Genomic DNA, 17,367 nt, shown 5'->3' with positions numbered 1-17,367 from the left:
ATCTCCTTCAATTATGGCGGGTTTGGCAACGGTCTGTCTACCAGCCGTGGTCACCCACCAGATCCACAAAAACTACCGGCCCCAGGTCGTCGCTGCTAACGCGTCCCTGTTCCTTGCGCACGCGCACAAGGCGCTGCGTGCGAGGCTTGGCCCCTACGGGAATAAGCATTATACCGCCCTCGTCAAGCTGCTCAACAAGGGGGCGCGGCACTTCCGGCCCGCCAGCGGTAACAATTATACGGTCAAATGGAGCGGCTTCGGGCATGCCCAGCGTGCCATCACGCCGCTGCATGTGGATACCCCTAAGTCCCATTTGCCGCAAGAGGCCAGAGGTGTTTTGATAAAGCTCGCGCATGCGTTCAACGGTAAACACGGTGCAGCCAAGGGTGGCCAGCACTGCGGCCTGATAGCCGGAGCCCGTGCCGATTTCAAGCACACGCATGCCCCGCTGCACTTCAAGCAGCTGTGTCATCAGGGCTACAATATATGGCTGTGAAATGGTCTGCCCGTAACCGATGGGCAGGGGGGTGTCTTCATAGGCCTGCGAGCGCAGCGCTTCCTGCACAAAAAGATGGCGCGGCACGGCAAGCATTGCCCCAAGCACCGCCGGATCGCTTATGCCGCGCGCTTCGAGCTGTTCGCGCACCATACGACGCCGTAGACGTTTGGGATCCACGGAAGGAGAAGGCTCACGGGGAACACCCCCAGCCGCAGAATATTTACCGTACTGCATACTGCGGAAGTGAAAACAGATTTTTTACGCCAAGTCAATGCGCGCCGTTGCGTGTTTTGGACAGATCAAGAGAAGTTCCAGACTTTTCCTTGAAACTTGCCTTTCTTTATGCAACCCTTCGGGCAGCGAGATTGAGGAGTCGGCAATGCGCAAAAGAAGTCTGTTTTCATCGGTACTGGGTATTTTGGTGGTCGCCCTGCTTGTGCTGGGTGGCTATGTCTTTTTTAAGGATCTGGACGGCCCGGTTGTAGAAGTAACGCCCAACACCGGCAAGGTTTCGCCCGCAAGCGTGCTCAAGGTACGCATGAAGGACCCTTCCGGCATCCGTTCCATTTCGGTGGGCGTGCGCAAGAACAACGTTCTCAATGTGATCTACAGCAAGCACTTTGACAAATATGTTGAAGAGCGCGAGGTGGACGTTCCCATGAAGGACGCCAACCTGCGCGAGGGCGCGTTTGAGCTTGAAATTCGCGCCACAGACGGCTCGCTTGCCGGATTTGGCCAGGGCAATACCCGCACCATCCAGCTGCCCATGCGCCTTGATACGCAACCGCCGCGCATTTCTGTCAAAACCCTGCCCCCCAACGTTCGCCGGGGCGGCACTGCCGTGGTGCGCTACACCATTGACGAAGAAGTATCCAGCAGCGGTGTACTGGTGGCTGGCTATTTTGTACCCGGCTATCTGCAAAAAGACGGCAGCTATATCTGCTTTTTCCCGTTTCCCTATACCATGACGGCGCGTGATTATAAGAACAGCGTCGAAATTACCGCCACAGACCTTGCTGGCAACGTTACCAAAAGTCATCTGACAGTCATGACATTTGAACGTGTGTTCAAGAGCGACAGCATTGAAGTGACAGACAACTTTTTGCTGGCAGTAGAAAGCAAGCTGCGCGATCTGGCCCCAGATGCCACCAACCCGCTTGAATGCTACCTGTATATCAACAATCAGGTGCGCAATGCCAATGTGCAGACCCTGCGCGAGATAGGCCGCGACACGGCCTCGGCCATGCTGTGGAGCGGCGTGTTTGAACGCCTGCCCCGCTCTGCCCCGCGCGCCGGTTTTGGCGACCACCGTTTCTTCAGCTATCAGGGCAAGCCCGTGGGCGAATCTTACCACCTGGGCTTTGACCTTGCCTCTGTGCGCAATGCCGAAGTGCCCGCCGCCAACAGCGGTCGCGTGGTATTTTGCGGCAACCTGGGCATTTACGGCAACCTGATTGTTATCGACCACGGCCTTGGGCTCATGTCGCTGTATTCACACCTCAACGACCAGCTCGTCAAAGTGGGTGACGTGGTGCAGAAAGGCCAGACCATAGCCCATACCGGCAGCACGGGCCTTGCCTTTGGCGACCATCTGCATTTTGGCATTCTGGTGGGCGGTGTGGAAGTAACCCCGCTGGAATGGCTTGATCCCAAGTGGATTCGCGACAACATCACCGGGCGCATTGATGCCTCGATGACCCAGCAATAGGTGCAATACTGCTAATGCCAGTGCGGTAAATCCCGCTCTCCGGCCTGTAATTCACGGCCTGTGCAACGATACGCTTCCTTTGGAAACTGATCAGTTGCACAGGCCTTTCTTTTTTGCAAAGAAGGGCTTGTGTTTTAGACACGTTCAAGTATAGCCTGAATCTATGAAAGAATGCCAATGATCTCTGACATGGCTTTCACGAAGACATCAGGCCCGAATCACATACACCTGTATCATGTGAGGACTTGTACGTGTCTCCACCACTATTTTATCTTGGTCTGGACATCGGTTCCACCACAGTCAAACTGGCGCTGCTGCACGCAGACGGCACAGTTGCCGAAACACGCTACTGCCGTCACGGCACGGCGGTTCGCGCCACCCTGGCAAATCTGCTTGCCGAGGTTTCACAGCTCTACCCCTCCGCCACCGTGCGTTGCGCCATGACAGGCTCCGGCGCTCTAGATCTCAGCAATCAGCTCTCCATTCTTTTTGTACAAGAACTGCTGGCAACGGCCCGCGCCATTGCACACGGCGCGCCCGATACTTCGGTTGCGGTCGAGCTTGGCGGCGAAGACGCAAAACTGCTCTACCTTGGGCAGGATGTGGAACTGCGCATGAACGAATCGTGCGCTGGCGGAACCGGGGCATTCATCGACCAGATGGCCCGCCTGCTCAGCACCGATGCTGGCGGCCTCAACGATCTGGCCTCGCGCCACACAACCCTGTACCCCATTGCTTCGCGTTGCGGCGTTTTTGCCAAAACAGATATCGTGCCCCTGCTCAACGGCGGTGTTTCTCGCGAAGATATCGCGGCATCCATCTTTCAGGCAGTGGTTGAACAAACCATCGGCGGGCTTGCCTGCGGCAGACCCATTACGGGCAAGGTGGCTTTTTTGGGCGGGCCGCTGCACTTTTTGCCAGAGCTGAAAAAGCTGTTTGTCAACAATCTCGACCTTGCACCCCAGCACATTGCCCACCTGCCACATGCGCAGTGTACGGCTGCCATTGGCGCTGCCCACTGCGCCATATCAGCCGAAGATTCAGCCCTGCCGCACAATCTTGCCGATCTGGCAGTGCTGGCGGGCAGCCTTTCGCACACCCCCAGGGTGAGCGCAGACAAGATATTGCCCGGCATGTTTGCCGATAACGACGAATACGCCCGGTTTTGCCAGCGGCACGCCACCACAAGCGTGCTGCCCAGCGCGGATATATGCACGGCTCGCGGCCCGCTCTTTCTTGGGCTCGACCTGGGCTCAACAACGGTCAAGGCCGTGCTGGTTGATGACGAGCAGCGCGTTCTTGATTCGTGCTATGCCTCCAACGGTGGCAACCCCCTGCAAACCCTGCTGCCGCCCCTGGCCGACATGCTCGACCGCATCCCAGAAGGGGCGTGGCTTTCTTCTTCCGGGGCAACCGGATACGGGGCGCACCTTGCAGAATCTGCCCTCGGGGTGGACAGCGTGCTGGTGGAAACCCTGGCCCATTTCAAGGCGGCCACTCGGCTGGTTCCCGAAGTGAGCTATGTTATTGATATTGGCGGCCAGGACATGAAGTGCCTCAAGATCGATAACGGCGTCATCAGCGACGTGAGCCTCAACGAAGCCTGCTCTGCCGGGTGCGGTGCGTTTCTGGAAAGTTTTGCCCGTGGCCTTGGGCTGAGCATGCAGGAATTTGTTGCCATTTCGCTCTACGCGGCCCACCCGGCTGATCTTGGCTCGCGCTGCACGGTATTCATGAATTCCCGCGTCACCCAGGCACAAAAAGACGGCCTGCCCATTGCCGACATTGCCGCAGGCCTGTGCTATTCTGTGGTGCGTAATGCTCTCGACAAGGTGCTGCGCATCAAGAACACAGCAGAACTGGGCGAGCATGTGGTGGTTCAGGGCGGAGCTTTTCTCAACGATGCCCTGCTCTGCGCCATGGAGCGCACCCTTGGCCGTCATGTACACCGGCCTGCCTCGTCCGGCCTTATGGGAGCCTACGGAGCAGCGCTTGAGGCCCGCAACAAGGCTGAATGCACAAGCCTGCGTTCGTCCATCACGGCTTCGCACATACGCGGCCTGGCCATGCGCACGCGCAGCTTTCGCTGCCGCGACTGCGGCAACAACTGCCTGCTCACCGAAACGCGCTTCTCGCACGGTTCGCGCCACATTGCGGGCAACAGGTGCGACAGGTTCAGCGAATCGCGGCGCGGCGCAACAGTCACCGCCCCCAACCTTGTTGCCTGGAAAAACCAGCGGCTTTTCCGTTACGAGCCGCTGCCGCTCGAATCCGCCCCACGTGGCAGGCTGGGCATACCCAGGGTGCTCAACGTCTACGCCCACTATCCTTTCTGGTTCACCCTGTTCACCTCGCTGGGCTTCAGGGTTGAGGTTTCACCGCCCACCAGCCGGGCCCTGTTTGCGGCGGGCCTGTCTTCTGTTCCCTCGCAGAGTGTCTGCTATCCGGCCAAACTGGCGCACGGCCATGTGCTGGCTCTGCTGGAAAGCGGCATCAAGAGCATATTCTTTCCCTGCATACCCCGCGAGGCGCAGGAATTTGCCGAAATGTGCGATTCATTCTCCTGCCCGGTGGCCTGCGGCTACCCGCAGGTGGTGCGCGAGAATCTGCCAGAAATCAAGGATGCTGGAGCTGTGCTGCACGCGCCCTTTGTTAACCTCACCCACACGGCGTCGCTTGTGCGCAACCTGTGCCGCGAATTCAACCTGCCCAGGGGAGAAGTGCGCGCCGCCGTGCGCGCCGCACGGCATGAGCAGGCACACTATCTGCGTGAGCTGCGTGCCGAGGCAGAGCACATCTACAGCGAAACCCTGCGAAACAGGGGCACAATGGTGGTGCTTGCCGGGCGTCCCTACCACACCGACCCGCAGGTACACCACGGCCTGCCCGACTTTATCGCCTCGCTAGGTACTGCCGTGGTGAGCGAGGACGCCCTGCCGCGCAGCTGGATAGCACACCGCATGGCCTTTACCCTGCGGGCGCGCAACCAGTGGACCTACGCGGCGCGGCTCTACCGGGCGGGCCTGTGGGCCTGCGAGGCCGACCACGGCAATGCCCGTGTGGAGCTTGTGCAGCTCACCTCGTTTGGCTGCGGCATTGATGCCATCACCGCCGACCAGATGCGCGAACTCATGCGCGCCCACGGCAAGCTGTACACGCTCATCAAGATGGACGAGGGCAACGCCCTGGCTTCGGCACGCATCCGCATCCGCTCACTGCTGGCGGTGAGCACTGCCGATCGGGCAAAAAACTGCGCACCCACGCCCGGCGTGCCGGTGTTCAGCAAGCGCGATGCTGGCACGCACACCATTCTTGTGCCGCAAATGGCCCCACTGCATCTGCCCTTCATAACCGAGGCCATCGCTGGCAACAGCCATACCGTGCGTTTGCTGCCCACCGTAAGTACCGAGGCGGTAAGCCTTGGGCAGGCCTATGTAAACAACGATGCCTGCTACCCTGCCATTGTGGCCATTGGACAACTGCTGCATGCCCTGCGCAGTGGCGGGCTCGACCCGCGCCGCACGGCTCTGCTGCTTTCGCAAACCTGCGGGCCCTGCCGGGCGAGCAACTACCCGGCCCTGCTGCGCAAGGCCCTGCTGGAATGCGGTTACGACCCCATTCCCGTGCTCACCATCAATTCTTCCGGCACAGAAAGCCAGCCGGGCCTGCGGCCAGACAAGGCCATGCTCTGGCGCATGCTGCTTGGCATGCTTGCGGGCGACATGCTGCAAAGGCTTTCGCTGTTTACGGGAACATACGAATGCACCGCCGGTCAGACAGAAGACCGCGTGCAGCACTGGCTGCAAACCATCTCGCCAATAATCCGCAAGGGAGACGAATCCGCCCTGCGACAACTTCTGCCCCGGCTGGTGCGTGACTTTGCCAGCATACACACCCAGCTGACCCCGCGTCCCCGCGTTGCCGTGGTGGGTGAAATTCTGCTTACCTACCATGCTGACGCCAACAACCATATTGTGGAACAGATCAGACAGGAGGGAGGCGAACCCCTGCTGCCAGATTTTACCAACTTTATGCTCTACTGCCTGCGCGACGCGGTGTACGACTGGCGGTATCAGGGCGGCAGCGCCTGGGCGGCTCTTGGCAACAGCCTTGTGATGCGGCGTATTGAAGGAGTGCGGCGATACATGCGCGGCGCGCTCAACACCTCGCCGCTGAGCGCCCACGTTATGCCCGTGGCCCACATAGACGACCTGGCCCGCCTGGGCCAAAGCGTTATGTCGCTTGGCAACAGCGCTGGCGAGGGCTGGCTGCTGCCAGCCGAAATGCTGGAATTTCTGGAACACGGAACCAGCAATATTCTGTGTCTGCAACCCTTTGGCTGCCTGCCAAACCATGTGGTGGGGCGCGGAGCGTTCAAGGCCGTGCGCCGCCAGCGTTCAGAGGCCAACATAATGGCACTCGACTACGACCCCGGCAGCAGCGAGGCCAACCAGCTCAACCGCATTCGGCTGTTCATGGCCATTGCGAGAGAAAAGGAAAAAGAAAGGGAAGAAGCCGCCCGCCATGCACGCCACACCTACAGCGGCGCGGGAGGATACAGCCCTGGGGATTACTGGCAATAAGGCAAAAGCGGCAAATCAAGGGTCAGCTGTGGGTACCCTTGATTTGCCGCTTGATATACGCGCATTTTGCCCGGTCAGCACGCTATGACGCGCCAGACTAGCCAGCCAGTCTGCCCCGGCCAGCTCACAGAAGCATAACAGGAACAACAGACGATGGGGGCGGGCTGTTTTGTGGTGAGAAAAAACTATTCTTCGCGCGGGGGCAGTTCGCGGCCACCTTCCTGAAGGCGCTGCAAAAACTTGTCGCGGCATTCGTAGCTGCAAAAACGGTGTACCGTTTCGCCGTCACGCACGGTAATAGAACCGTCCACGGCAACATATGCGCCGCATTCCGGGTCTTTCACCAGCTCACCGGCAGCAACTTTGCGCTCGGTTTCTGCGGCGCTTTCCTGCTTGCTTTCCTTTTTCTTCTTGATCAAATCATTGGCAAAAAGGCGATATAGGGCGTAGCCCGCCAAAATCAGAATAAGCCACTTTACCATCTGTTATGCTCCTTGATCCCGTGGCACGGGTCGCATGCGGCTGGGGTGCAGCCCTTTAAGGCATCTGTAAAAGCCGTGGAAGACAATATCATAGAGGGCAACACGCGTCACTGAAAAATTCTGTCCCCTTCCACGCGGCAGTCAAGCCGCTCCAACCATTGGCTGACGGGCAAGCCATCAACCACAAGCCGGGGGGCCACGTCAAGCAGCGGGCGCAGGGCAAAGGCCCTGGCAGTGAGGCGCGGATGCGGCACAATGCAGTGCGGGTCTGTGCTGCGCACCTGCCCAAAAACCAGCAGATCGGCATCAATCACACGCGGCCCGTACCGAAGGGCCGGGTCTGCGCTGCGCACCCGACCAAGCCGGACCTCCAGCTCCAGCAGGGCATCCACAAGACTGCACGGCTGCCAGACTTCAGCCGGAAAAAGCTCAACCACCTGATTAAGAAACCAGGGCTGGTCGGCGTATTCCTGCGGTTCAGTGCGGTAAACTGGTGAAACTGCGCCCAACAGCATATGGGGCAAGGCCGCCAGGGCGGCGCGCGCTTCCTCAAGCATGGCCGCCGCTGACTCGCAGTTGGAGCCAAGGCTCACATAGGCCCGTAAAACCGGCTGGTCTGCCATCATATTCCCGCGCTGTTGCTGAATTGTTAGTCCTTATCCGCAAATTATACCTTTTTTGTCTGCAAGGATAAAGCCCCAACAGCCAGCGCCCGATTACGAAATATTCTGGCGGGTTCCCCTGCCCACATTCAGGGCAAAGCACTTGCCCCATTGTGCCAAGGCGGCTAGCATGATCGCATGGCACAACCACGCACCAAAACCCTTGCCCTGGCAAGCCTGCTGCCCATATGGCAAGATTTTTTGCTGGCCCAGCGCGGGCTGTCTTCTAACACCGTAGAGGCCTACGGGCAGGATCTTGAAAGCTTTTTTCTGTATCGTCAGGAACTTGCGCAAGGTTCAGACCCAGAATCCCTGCGTGACCCCGACGAACAGGAAATCTTTTTGTACCTCGCCTGGCTGCGGGCGCGGCAAAACACCGGGCGCACCCTGGCCCGAAGGCTCTCGGCCCTGCGGGCATTTTTTGCCTTTGCCGTAGACGAAGGAAGACTGAAAAAAAATCCGGCAGAGCTGCTTGAAAACCCCAAGCTGCCCCAGCACCTGCCAGAGGTGCTCACCAGAGACGAAATGGATTCCCTGCTTGCCCAGCCAGACCTGCGCGACAAGTGCGGCAAGCGCGACCGCTGCATGCTTGAGCTTTTATACGCTGCCGGACTGCGCGTTTCAGAGCTGTGCGCCATGTGCGTGCCCGATCTGGACATGCAGCGCGGTCTGGTGCGCGTATTTGGCAAGGGTTCCAAAGAAAGGCTTGTGCCGCTGCACGACCAGATGCAGCAAATGCTGGCCCAGTACCTTGCCACATGCAGGCCCGAATTTACGCCTACGGGCAACCAGCTGTTTGTAAACCGCTCTGGCCGGGGGCTCACGCGACAATACGTATGGAAGATGGTCAAAAAATACGCTCTTGAGGCGGGAATTCGCCGGGCCATTTCGCCGCACACCTTCAGGCATTCGTTTGCCACGCACCTGCTTGAAGGCGGCGCAGATCTGCGTGCCGTACAGATGCTTCTGGGTCATGCCGACATCAGCGCCACAGAAATTTACACCCACGTGCAGGCAGACCGCCTGCGGGGCATACACCACCAATTCCATCCCCGGAGCCGCCAGTGATTCCCGCGCCGGAAACTCCGCCACAGGCGGCAACTTCTTCAGCTTCCTCTGCTACCGAGGTTCCCACCCAGCAGAATGCAGAGGGCATTACCCTTGTCACATGCCACGCCAACGCAGATTTTGACGCTTTTGCCGGCATGCTGGCCGCGCGCTTTTTGTACGCGCCCCACGTGCTGCTCTTTCCCGGCACGCAGGAGCGCGGTCTGCAAAAACTGGTTGCCGGGCTGGATCTGCCAGCGCTGGGCATTGTGGAAACAGCGGCTATTCCGTGGAAGGACATAACGCGTCTGGTGGTTGTGGATACCCGCCAGCGCGGGCGCATCAGCCATGTTGCCCAGCTGCTCGACAGGGATGACGTGACCGTTGAACTGTGGGATCACCACCCCGACTCCACCGACGACATCACAAGCCCGCACACCCACATGGCCCACATTGGCTCGGTTACCAGCCTCATCGTGCAGGCCATTGCCGGGCGCGGCCTGAGCCTGAGCGCAGACGACGCCACCCTGTTGGGCCTTGGCATTTACGGCGATACGGGCTCGTTTACCTATTCTTCCACCACGCAGGCCGATTTTCAGGCTGCCGCCTGGCTGCTGGGCATGGGCATGGATGTGAACCGCATCGACGCACTTGCCGCCCACGAGCTGACAAGCCTGCACATTCAGGCGCTCAACAGCCTGCTTGAATCCACCCAGACATACAGCATCAACAATGTTCAGGTTACGCTTTCTGAAGCGGCCATGGAACATTATCTGGGTGATTTTGCCTATCTGGCGCACCGCCTCATGGAAATGGAAAAATTTCCCGTGCTCTTTGCCATCGGCCTTATGGACGACCGCATTCAGGTGGTGGCTCGCAGCCGCAACGAATCCATCAACGTGGGCGACATCTGCGCGGCCCTTGGCGGCGGCGGGCATGCCTACGCGGCCTCGGCCTCTGTGCGCACCATGACCGTACACGAAGTGCGCGACGTGATTCTGCGGCATCTGTACGCCCAGGCCTACCCCGACAAGACCGCGCGTGAATACATGTCGTCACCGGCAGTGGGTGTCGAGGCCAGCGCCACCATTCACGAAGCCGACGAGCTCATGCTGCATTTTGGGCTCAAGGCAGTGCCGGTGTTCGAACCCGGCACACGCCAGTGCGTGGGCCTGCTCGATGCCCTTACGGCCTCGCGCGCCAGCGCCCACGGCCTTGGGGCTGCCACGGTAGAAGACTACATGACCCGCCGCATAACCACCCTGCCCCCCGAGGCAACGCTCAAGGATCTTACAAGCACCATTGTGGGCGGCCGCCAGCGGCTTGTACCCATTGTGGACGGCAGCAGGGTCATCGGCGTGGTTACGCGCACCGACCTTATCAACGTATTTGCCCAGGAACCGGGCCACATGCCCGAACCGCGCACCACTGGCAGCAAGGAACGCAACCTCGGCAAAATCATACAGGACAGGCTGCCCCGCGCCAGCCGCGATCTGCTGCATCTTGCGGGCAGGCTTGGCCGGCAGCTCGGCCTGCCGGTGTACACTGTTGGCGGCTTTGTACGCGACCTTTTGCTGCAACGCCCCAATCAGGATATTGATCTGGTGGTTGAGGGCAATGGCATCACGCTGGCACGGGCGCTGGCCAAGGAACTCAATGGCCGGGTGCGCGAACACCAGAAATTTCTGACCTCGGTGGTCATCTACAAGGACGAAAACGGGGCAGAGGCACGCATAGACGTAGCCACGGCCCGGCTGGAATATTACGAATACCCGGCAGCCCTGCCCACGGTGGAGCTTTCGTCCATCAAAATGGATCTTTTTCGGCGCGATTTTGCCATCAACGCGCTGGCCGTGCGGCTTGACTGCGAGCCCTTTGGCCAGCTGGTGGATTTTTTTGGCGGGCAGCGCGACATAAAAGAGCGGATCATACGTGTTCTGCACACCCTGAGCTTTGTTGAAGACCCCACCCGCTGCCTGCGTGCCGTGCGTTTTGAGCAGCGCTACAACTTCCATATCGGGACAGGCACGGAAAAGCTCATCAAAAACGCCCTCAAGCTCAATCTCATGGACAAGCTCTCTGGTTTTAGGCTGTTCCACGAATTTCAGCACATCTGTGACGAGGATGACCCCACGGCCTGCATTGCACGGCTCGACCAGCTTGGCGTGCTTGAGGCAATCTCCCCCCTGCTTTCACTCAACCCTACCAAAAAGAGCCTGTTGCTGCGGCTTCAGGAGACTCTTACCTGGTACAGGCTGCTGTATTTTGAGCAGGCCGCGCAGCCGTGGCTGGCCTATTTTCTGGCCCTCAACCACAATATGAGCTATGCCGATACCGCCAACCACTACCAGCGCATGGGCCTGCCAGAACCCCAGCGGGCAGAGGTTTTCAGGCAGCGAGAGCACATGCGCAATCTGCGGGGCAAACTTGAATCGTGGCAAAAAGACCACGATGCCACACAGGAAAAAATCAGCACCCTTTGCGCCATGCTGCGGCCACTTTCGCTCGAATTTCTGCTCTACCTCATGGCCGACGTAAGCGATGCCGCGCTGCAAAAAAACATATCGCGCTACATCACCCAGTGGCGCAGGGAAAAAGCCAATGTAAGCGGCGAAGATCTGCGCGCCATGGGCCTGCAACCCGGGCCTGCCTTTGGCCGTATTCTTGAGGCCGTGCTGGCGGCAAAGCTTGACGGTCAGGCCACAAGCCAGGAGCAGCAGCTGGCGCTTGCCCGCAATCTGGTGGTGACAGAAACGGCAGATGCCGCAAAAAACGAAATATCAGCCACTGGCAATGAAGAACAAACCAGTCGGAATTCTTCACTTGCCCAGCGTTTATAAGAGGTGTATAGAAAACAACTATGAAACAACTTTGGGCTCCATGGCGCATCGAATATATTCTTGGCCCCAAGCCGGATTCCTGCGTGTTCTGCCTGCCAGACCATACGGCAGAGGACGAACAAAGGCTGGTCTTGCACCGGGGGCAAAGGGCCTTTGTAATCATGAACAAGTTCCCGTATAATAACGGGCACATCATGGTTTGCCCTTACAGGCATGTAATGATGCTGGCAGACCTGAAGCCGGAGGAAACCCATGAAATCATGGATCTTCTTCAACTTTGCACCACAATCTTAAAGCAACACTTTAACTGTGAAGGCATAAACATCGGCCTCAACCAGGGGCAGGCTGCGGGCGCGGGTATACGCGAGCATCTGCATTTTCACCTGGTTCCGCGATGGAACGGCGATTCTTCATTTATGGCAGTATTTGATGAAGTGCGCACCATGCCCGAACATTTGAGCCGAACCTACTCGGTAATGAAACCGTATTTCACGAATGGCGCGGCTATCGGCAACCGCGCTGGTTCCACGCCGGGGCAGGAAGGCAGCGGCACATAACGTGCGGCTTGACCCTGTGGCGGGGATTGTCTTTTTCGCTGGGGGCGACAAAGACCGGCTGGAGAGCGCGATGCTGTGCCCTCTTGGGCGATGCGGCATTCTCAAAAAGCCCGTGAAGTTTTTTTGAGATAGCTTTATTTAGCCTGAGGAGTATGTCTATGCGGTATATCAAGGTATTATTGCTCGCGGTCGTGTTCTTTCTTGCGCTCGTGTTCTTTTTTCAGAACCAGGGTGCCCTTTCACAGAGCATGGTGCTCACGCTCAACCTGTTCTTTGTTCCCGCCATGTCTTCCATCGCGCTGCCCTTCTATTTTCTGGTCATTGCGGCTTTCGCCTGTGGCGCGCTGATGACCCTGGGCTTTCTGGTGTGGGACAAGGTCAACCTTACTGCCCGCCTGATGAAGCAGAAGTGGCAGATCAGCAGCCTTGAACGCGAGCTGGAAAAAACCAAGAAAAAGCTTGGTGCAGACACGGCCCGTGCCCAGTTTTTGAGCAAGAACGGCAAGGCCGAAGCTGCGGCCCCCGTTGCTGTTGCTGCCGCTGCCGAAGAATCCCTGGCTCCCGATCCGGACAAGCACTAGTTTTTTTGCAATCGGTTTTGTGGCGCTGTTCGGCTGATGTCTGGGCAGCGCCACCATTTTTTTGTGGCCGCAACTGTGCGGCCTTCACCGTCACCCCCACAAATCCATATGTCTGAAGCTCCCGCAAAGCTGACCCCCATGTTTGAGCAGTACATGCGCATCAAGGCAGAGCATCCCGATGCCCTGCTGTTTTACCGCATGGGCGACTTTTATGAACTGTTTCTCGACGACGCCAAGGTGGCGGCGCGTGAACTTCAGATTGCCCTTACCAGCCGCAGCAAGGATACGGAAAACCCCATTCCCATGTGCGGTGTGCCGTGGCATGCCGTCGAGGGCTATGTGGCCCAGCTCATCGACAAGGGCTACCATGTGGCCATCTGCGACCAGACAGAAGACCCCAAGGCGGCAAAGGGGCTGGTAAAGCGGGCTGTCACCCGCGTGATCACCCCCGGCACAGTGCTGGAAGACGCCAATCTGGCCAGCAAAAGCCACAACTATCTTGCGGCCATGTGCCCTTCGTCCACCGGGGGGGCTGGCGGGCTGGCCTGGGCCGATATTTCGACCGGCCAGTGGTCGGGGGTTGAATTCAGACGCGAGGCCGAATTGTGGCAGTGGGCGCAAAAACTGGCCCCCCGCGAGCTACTGGTTCCTGAAGGCACAGAATTGCCCCCTCGCTGCATTCTTGAGGGCATACGCCTTGTGCGCATGCCAGCAGCCCATTTTGAGCTCAAACGCGCCACAGAGCGCGTTGTGGCGGCTCAGGGTGTGCGCGAGGCGGGGGCGCTGGGCCTTGAGGGCAAGCCAGAGCTCATGCGCGCCTGCGGGGCCTTGCTTGCCTACCTGGGCCAGACCCAGATGCGCAATCCCGACCACCTCATGCCTTTTGCCCCCCTTGACCTTGGCCGCCGCCTGATCATTGACGACGTTACCGAGCGCAACCTCGAAATTTTTGCCCGGCTTAACGGACGCAAGGGCAAGGGAACCCTGCGCCACGCGCTTGACGACACCATGACCCCCATGGGCGGCAGGCTGCTCGAAGACATGCTGCGCCACCCCTGGCGCGAGCTTGGCCCCATCACGCGCATACAGGACGCGGTGGCGTATTTTCATGCCGATGATGCCCGCCGCGCCGCCCTGCGCGAGGCCCTTAAAAATGTTTATGATCTGGAGCGCCTCTCCACCCGCATCAGCCTGAATCAGGGCGCACCCCGCGATTTCATCGCCCTGCGCAACAGTCTGGCTGCCCTGCCGGACGTATTCAGCGCGCTGACCAGTACAGGCGCAACCAGCGCGGCAGCCGACCAGCCCAAAAGCCTCGCCGAGGTGCTCAAATCGTGGGACAATATGGACGACTGCGCGGCCCTTTTGCAAAGCGCCCTTGTGGACAGCCCGCCAGCAGTCATCACAGACGGCGGCCTGTTCAAAAACGGCTATAATGCAGAGCTCGACCGCCTGCTTGACCTGGCCGAACACGGCGAACAAAAGCTGCAAGCCATGCTGGCCGACGAACAGGCCAAAACGGGCATCAGCAAGCTCAAGCTGGGCTACAACCGCGTGTTTGGCTATTATTACGAGGTTACGCGTGCGGCCCACAGCGGAGCCCTGCCCTTCCATTTCATCCGCAGGCAGAGCCTTGCCAACGCAGAGCGCTTTACCACCGTGGAGCTCAAGGAGCTGGAAGAAGAGCTGCTGTCTGCATCGGACAAGCGCAAAAGCCTTGAGTACACGCTGTTTCAGGAGCTGCGCAGCCACATGGCCAGCCAGCGCGAGCGTATCATTCATGCTGCCGACATGGTGGCCCAGCTCGACTACTGGCAAAGCCTTGCCCAGGTGGGCCGCAACAACAACTGGTGCAGACCCGAACTTGACCAAGAGGCCAACCTCGACATCCGCGAGGGGCGGCATCCTGTGGTTGAGGCCATGCTGGGGCGGGCCAACTTTGTGCCCAACGATTTCAGGCTTGATGCCGGGCGTCGCCTGTGCCTGCTCACCGGCCCCAACATGGCTGGCAAATCAACCGTGCTGCGACAGGTGGCCATAATCTGCCTGCTGGCGCAGATGGGCTCCATGGTTCCGGCCAGCGCCGCCCGTCTGGGGCTGGTAGACCGCCTGTTTTCACGCGTGGGCGCCTCGGACAACCTTGCCCAGGGCCAGAGCACCTTTATGGTTGAAATGATGGAAACGGCCCGCATCCTGCGTCAGGCCACCCGCAGAAGCCTTGTGATCCTGGACGAAATCGGGCGCGGAACCAGCACCTACGACGGCGTGGCCCTTGCCTGGGCCGTGGTGGAAGACCTTGCAAAACGCGCTGGCGGCGAACTGCGCACGCTCTTTGCCACCCACTACCACGAGCTCACCGCGCTCGAAGGCCGCATTGCCGGCGTGTTTACCATGAACATTGCCATACGCGAGTACAACAACGACATTCTCTTTTTGCACAAGCTGGTTCCCGGCCCTTCAGACCGCAGCTACGGCGTGGAAGTGGCGCGCCTTGCCGGTGTTCCCGGCCCGGTGGTGCAGCGGGCCAGAGCCATCCTGCAGGGGCTGGAACGTGGACGCGAGAGCGCGCGCAAAACCGTGGTTTCTGCGGTTTCCCTGCCCGGCCTGAATCTGCCAGAACCCGCCAAGAAAGAACCTGAGCTACCAGAAATTGCCGCCGCACCGCCGCGATCTGAGCATCCGCTGGTCTTGCTGCTGCGCAATCTCAACCCCGACGAGCTCAGCCCCCTGGACGCGCTGCGCCTGCTTATGGAATGGAAAAAACTGTGGAGCGACAGCCCCGACGCTGTGCCCCAGATACTGCCAGAAGACATGCAGGACGGGAACAACCATGAGTGAAGCCAATCCCTGGTCTGTAATCCAGCTTGTGGCAGAGCGCCGCATTGAGGAAGCCCAGTCGCAGGGTGCTTTTGACAATCTGCCCGGTGCTGGCAGGCCGCTGGAGCTTGAAGACCTCAGCCACGTGCCCGAAGACATGCGCATGGCCTACAAAATTCTGCGCAATGCTGGCTGCCTGCCCCCAGAGCTTGCAGAACGCAAGGAAATCAACCGGCTGGTTGACCTGCTCGAACACTGCGAGGACGAACAGGAGCGCGTGCGCCAGATGCAAAGAGTGCGCTTTATGGTCACGCAGGCCAAGGTTCGCTTTCAGCGCCCCATTCATCTGGAACAGGACGACCCCTACTACGACCGCCTGCTGGACAGGCTTTCTGACATTTCGCGCAAAATGGGCTGACCGGCAGCACTGCCGCCGCCTGCCCCTCAAAAACACAAAATGGCCGGGAAAACCGGCCATTTTTATCGTCAATTAGTACAGATCAGAATCTGCGGGCATTCTTTCCCAGTAAATGCGGCCCTTTTTGCGGTATTTGCGCAGCAGCACATACACGCTGCCGGGGCCGCCATCGTGCGGCTGGGCCGTACAGAAGGCCAGCACCACCCGCTTGAAAGGATCCTGGGTCAGCCAGCTTTGCAGCTTTTCGCGCAGAATGCCAAAGCCGTCGGGCGAATTGCGGCCACGCCCCGGCACAACCAGCACCGTGCGCAGCCCCTTGTACCAGCTGCCCTTGAAAAAGCCGCGCAGGGCTTCAAAGGCCTGCATGGCGTTGAGCCCGTGCAGGTCAAGGTGGGCCTCTGGGCTCAGGCCTCCGGCGCGCAACTTGTTCAAAATCATCTGGTCAAGTCCCACCACATGGCCCTCAAGGTATTCATCCGTAAAGCTGAGGGCAAATTCCAGCTTGCCATCCAAAAAATCTTGCAGGCTTGTATCCGCATGCGGCGGCGGTGTGCCCGGCTCTGGCGCAGGAACAATATCGCGCCCGCTGCCAGTAAGCGGGCTTACCGAACCCATGGCAGTCAAAAAGGCGGCGGCATCCTCGTCCATATCCTGCTGGGCGGCATTGGCAAAATATTCTTCGGGGGTAGAGGGCGCTGCCTGCACGCGTGGGGGCTGCTTGCCCTGCGCGCCAGCCAGCACCTTGCCCTGGGTGGCAACAGCAACCTTGGGCGCGGCAGAGCCTTGCCTGCCCTTTGCAGCGTCCTTGGGTTTGCCGCGTTCTTCGCCCAGGGCATCGGCCATGCTGGTCAGCGCACCACGTTCTTCAAGCGAAAAGCCTGTGCCTGACGATGCGGATTTTTTGGAAGCCGCACCCTTTGTCGGTTTGACACTGCTTACGGCGTTCAAAAAAAGCTCGCTGTCTTCATCCGAAACTTCCACATTCTGCCCAGGGGCTGGCGCGGCAATCACACGTTTGCCATGGCCCTGGTGCGCGGGCTTGCGCGGCGCGCCGCCCTGTTTCTGCTTTTCAGGAAACTGCTTGGCATTGAGCGTGCGGAACGGATTTGCACCAAAAGCGTCTGCATCAGACATAACAGCCCCACCCTTCGGTTAAGCTAATAAAAAAAGCCG

12 protein-coding genes are annotated in these 17,367 nt (G+C 59.3%); 8 read left to right on the top strand and 4 right to left on the bottom strand.

What is annotated here, in order from left to right; all coding sequences use genetic code 11:
* Positions 1–37 precede the first annotated feature (37 nt).
* Complete coding sequence (locus ACE3NW_RS00780) at positions 38–649, bottom strand: protein-L-isoaspartate(D-aspartate) O-methyltransferase (protein ID WP_374279624.1); 612 nt, start codon at positions 647–649, stop codon at positions 38–40.
* Between the two features lie 229 nt (positions 650–878).
* On the opposite strand from ACE3NW_RS00780, the gene ACE3NW_RS00775 reads away from it, so the two are divergent.
* Complete coding sequence (locus ACE3NW_RS00775) at positions 879–2,207, top strand: M23 family metallopeptidase (RefSeq protein WP_374279472.1); 1,329 nt, start codon at positions 879–881, stop codon at positions 2,205–2,207.
* 251 nt (positions 2,208–2,458) lie between these two features.
* Entirely contained in the window at positions 2,459–6,790 is a 4,332-nt protein-coding gene (locus ACE3NW_RS00770; protein WP_374279471.1) for an acyl-CoA dehydratase activase, read from the top strand.
* 185 nt (positions 6,791–6,975) lie between these two features.
* Here ACE3NW_RS00770 and ACE3NW_RS00765 read toward each other — a convergent pair whose 3' ends face one another.
* Both ACE3NW_RS00765 and folK read right to left on the bottom strand, forming a co-directional pair.
* Positions 6,976–7,272 carry a transcriptional regulator gene (locus ACE3NW_RS00765; protein ID WP_374279470.1) on the bottom strand — a complete coding sequence of 99 codons (297 nt, stop codon included), beginning with the start codon at positions 7,270–7,272 and terminating at the stop codon, positions 6,976–6,978.
* A 107-nt stretch (positions 7,273–7,379) separates the two neighbouring features.
* Entirely contained in the window at positions 7,380–7,895 is a 516-nt protein-coding gene (gene folK / locus ACE3NW_RS00760; protein ID WP_374279469.1) for a 2-amino-4-hydroxy-6-hydroxymethyldihydropteridine diphosphokinase, read from the bottom strand.
* Between the two features lie 177 nt (positions 7,896–8,072).
* Here folK and xerD point away from each other — a divergent pair, with 177 nt between their 5' ends.
* The 6 genes from xerD (at position 8,073) to ACE3NW_RS00730 (ending at position 16,194) form a co-directional block, all read left to right on the top strand.
* A complete protein-coding gene (xerD, locus tag ACE3NW_RS00755; protein WP_374279468.1) occupies positions 8,073–9,002 on the top strand; it encodes a site-specific tyrosine recombinase XerD in 930 nt (309 codons plus the stop codon).
* Positions 9,003–9,088: 86 nt separating this feature from the next.
* Positions 9,089–11,821, top strand: a complete 2,733-nt coding sequence (locus ACE3NW_RS00750; protein ID WP_374279622.1) for a CBS domain-containing protein — start codon at positions 9,089–9,091, stop codon at positions 11,819–11,821.
* 20 nt (positions 11,822–11,841) lie between these two features.
* Positions 11,842–12,378, top strand: a complete 537-nt coding sequence (locus tag ACE3NW_RS00745; protein WP_374279467.1) for an HIT domain-containing protein — start codon at positions 11,842–11,844, stop codon at positions 12,376–12,378.
* A 158-nt stretch (positions 12,379–12,536) separates the two neighbouring features.
* Positions 12,537–12,959, top strand: a complete 423-nt coding sequence (locus tag ACE3NW_RS00740; protein ID WP_374279466.1) for a LapA family protein — start codon at positions 12,537–12,539, stop codon at positions 12,957–12,959.
* Positions 12,960–13,067: 108 nt separating this feature from the next.
* A complete protein-coding gene (gene mutS, locus ACE3NW_RS00735; RefSeq protein WP_374279465.1) occupies positions 13,068–15,797 on the top strand; it encodes a DNA mismatch repair protein MutS in 2,730 nt (909 codons plus the stop codon).
* Positions 15,790–16,194: a DnaJ family domain-containing protein gene (locus tag ACE3NW_RS00730; RefSeq protein ID WP_374279464.1), complete on the top strand. Its 405-nt coding sequence runs from the start codon at positions 15,790–15,792 to the stop codon at positions 16,192–16,194. Before mutS ends, ACE3NW_RS00730 begins: the two co-directional genes overlap by 8 nt.
* 72 nt (positions 16,195–16,266) lie before the next feature.
* Here the strand turns inward: ACE3NW_RS00730 and ACE3NW_RS00725 are convergent, their stop codons facing one another.
* Complete coding sequence (locus ACE3NW_RS00725) at positions 16,267–17,328, bottom strand: Smr/MutS family protein (protein WP_374279463.1); 1,062 nt, start codon at positions 17,326–17,328, stop codon at positions 16,267–16,269.
* Positions 17,329–17,367 lie beyond the last annotated feature (39 nt).

Source organism: Desulfovibrio sp. (assembly GCF_041907885.1).
Taxonomy (GTDB): domain Bacteria; phylum Desulfobacterota; class Desulfovibrionia; order Desulfovibrionales; family Desulfovibrionaceae; genus Desulfovibrio.
Note: the sequence above shows the minus strand (reverse complement) of the source record. Positions and strands in the feature narration are given on the sequence as shown.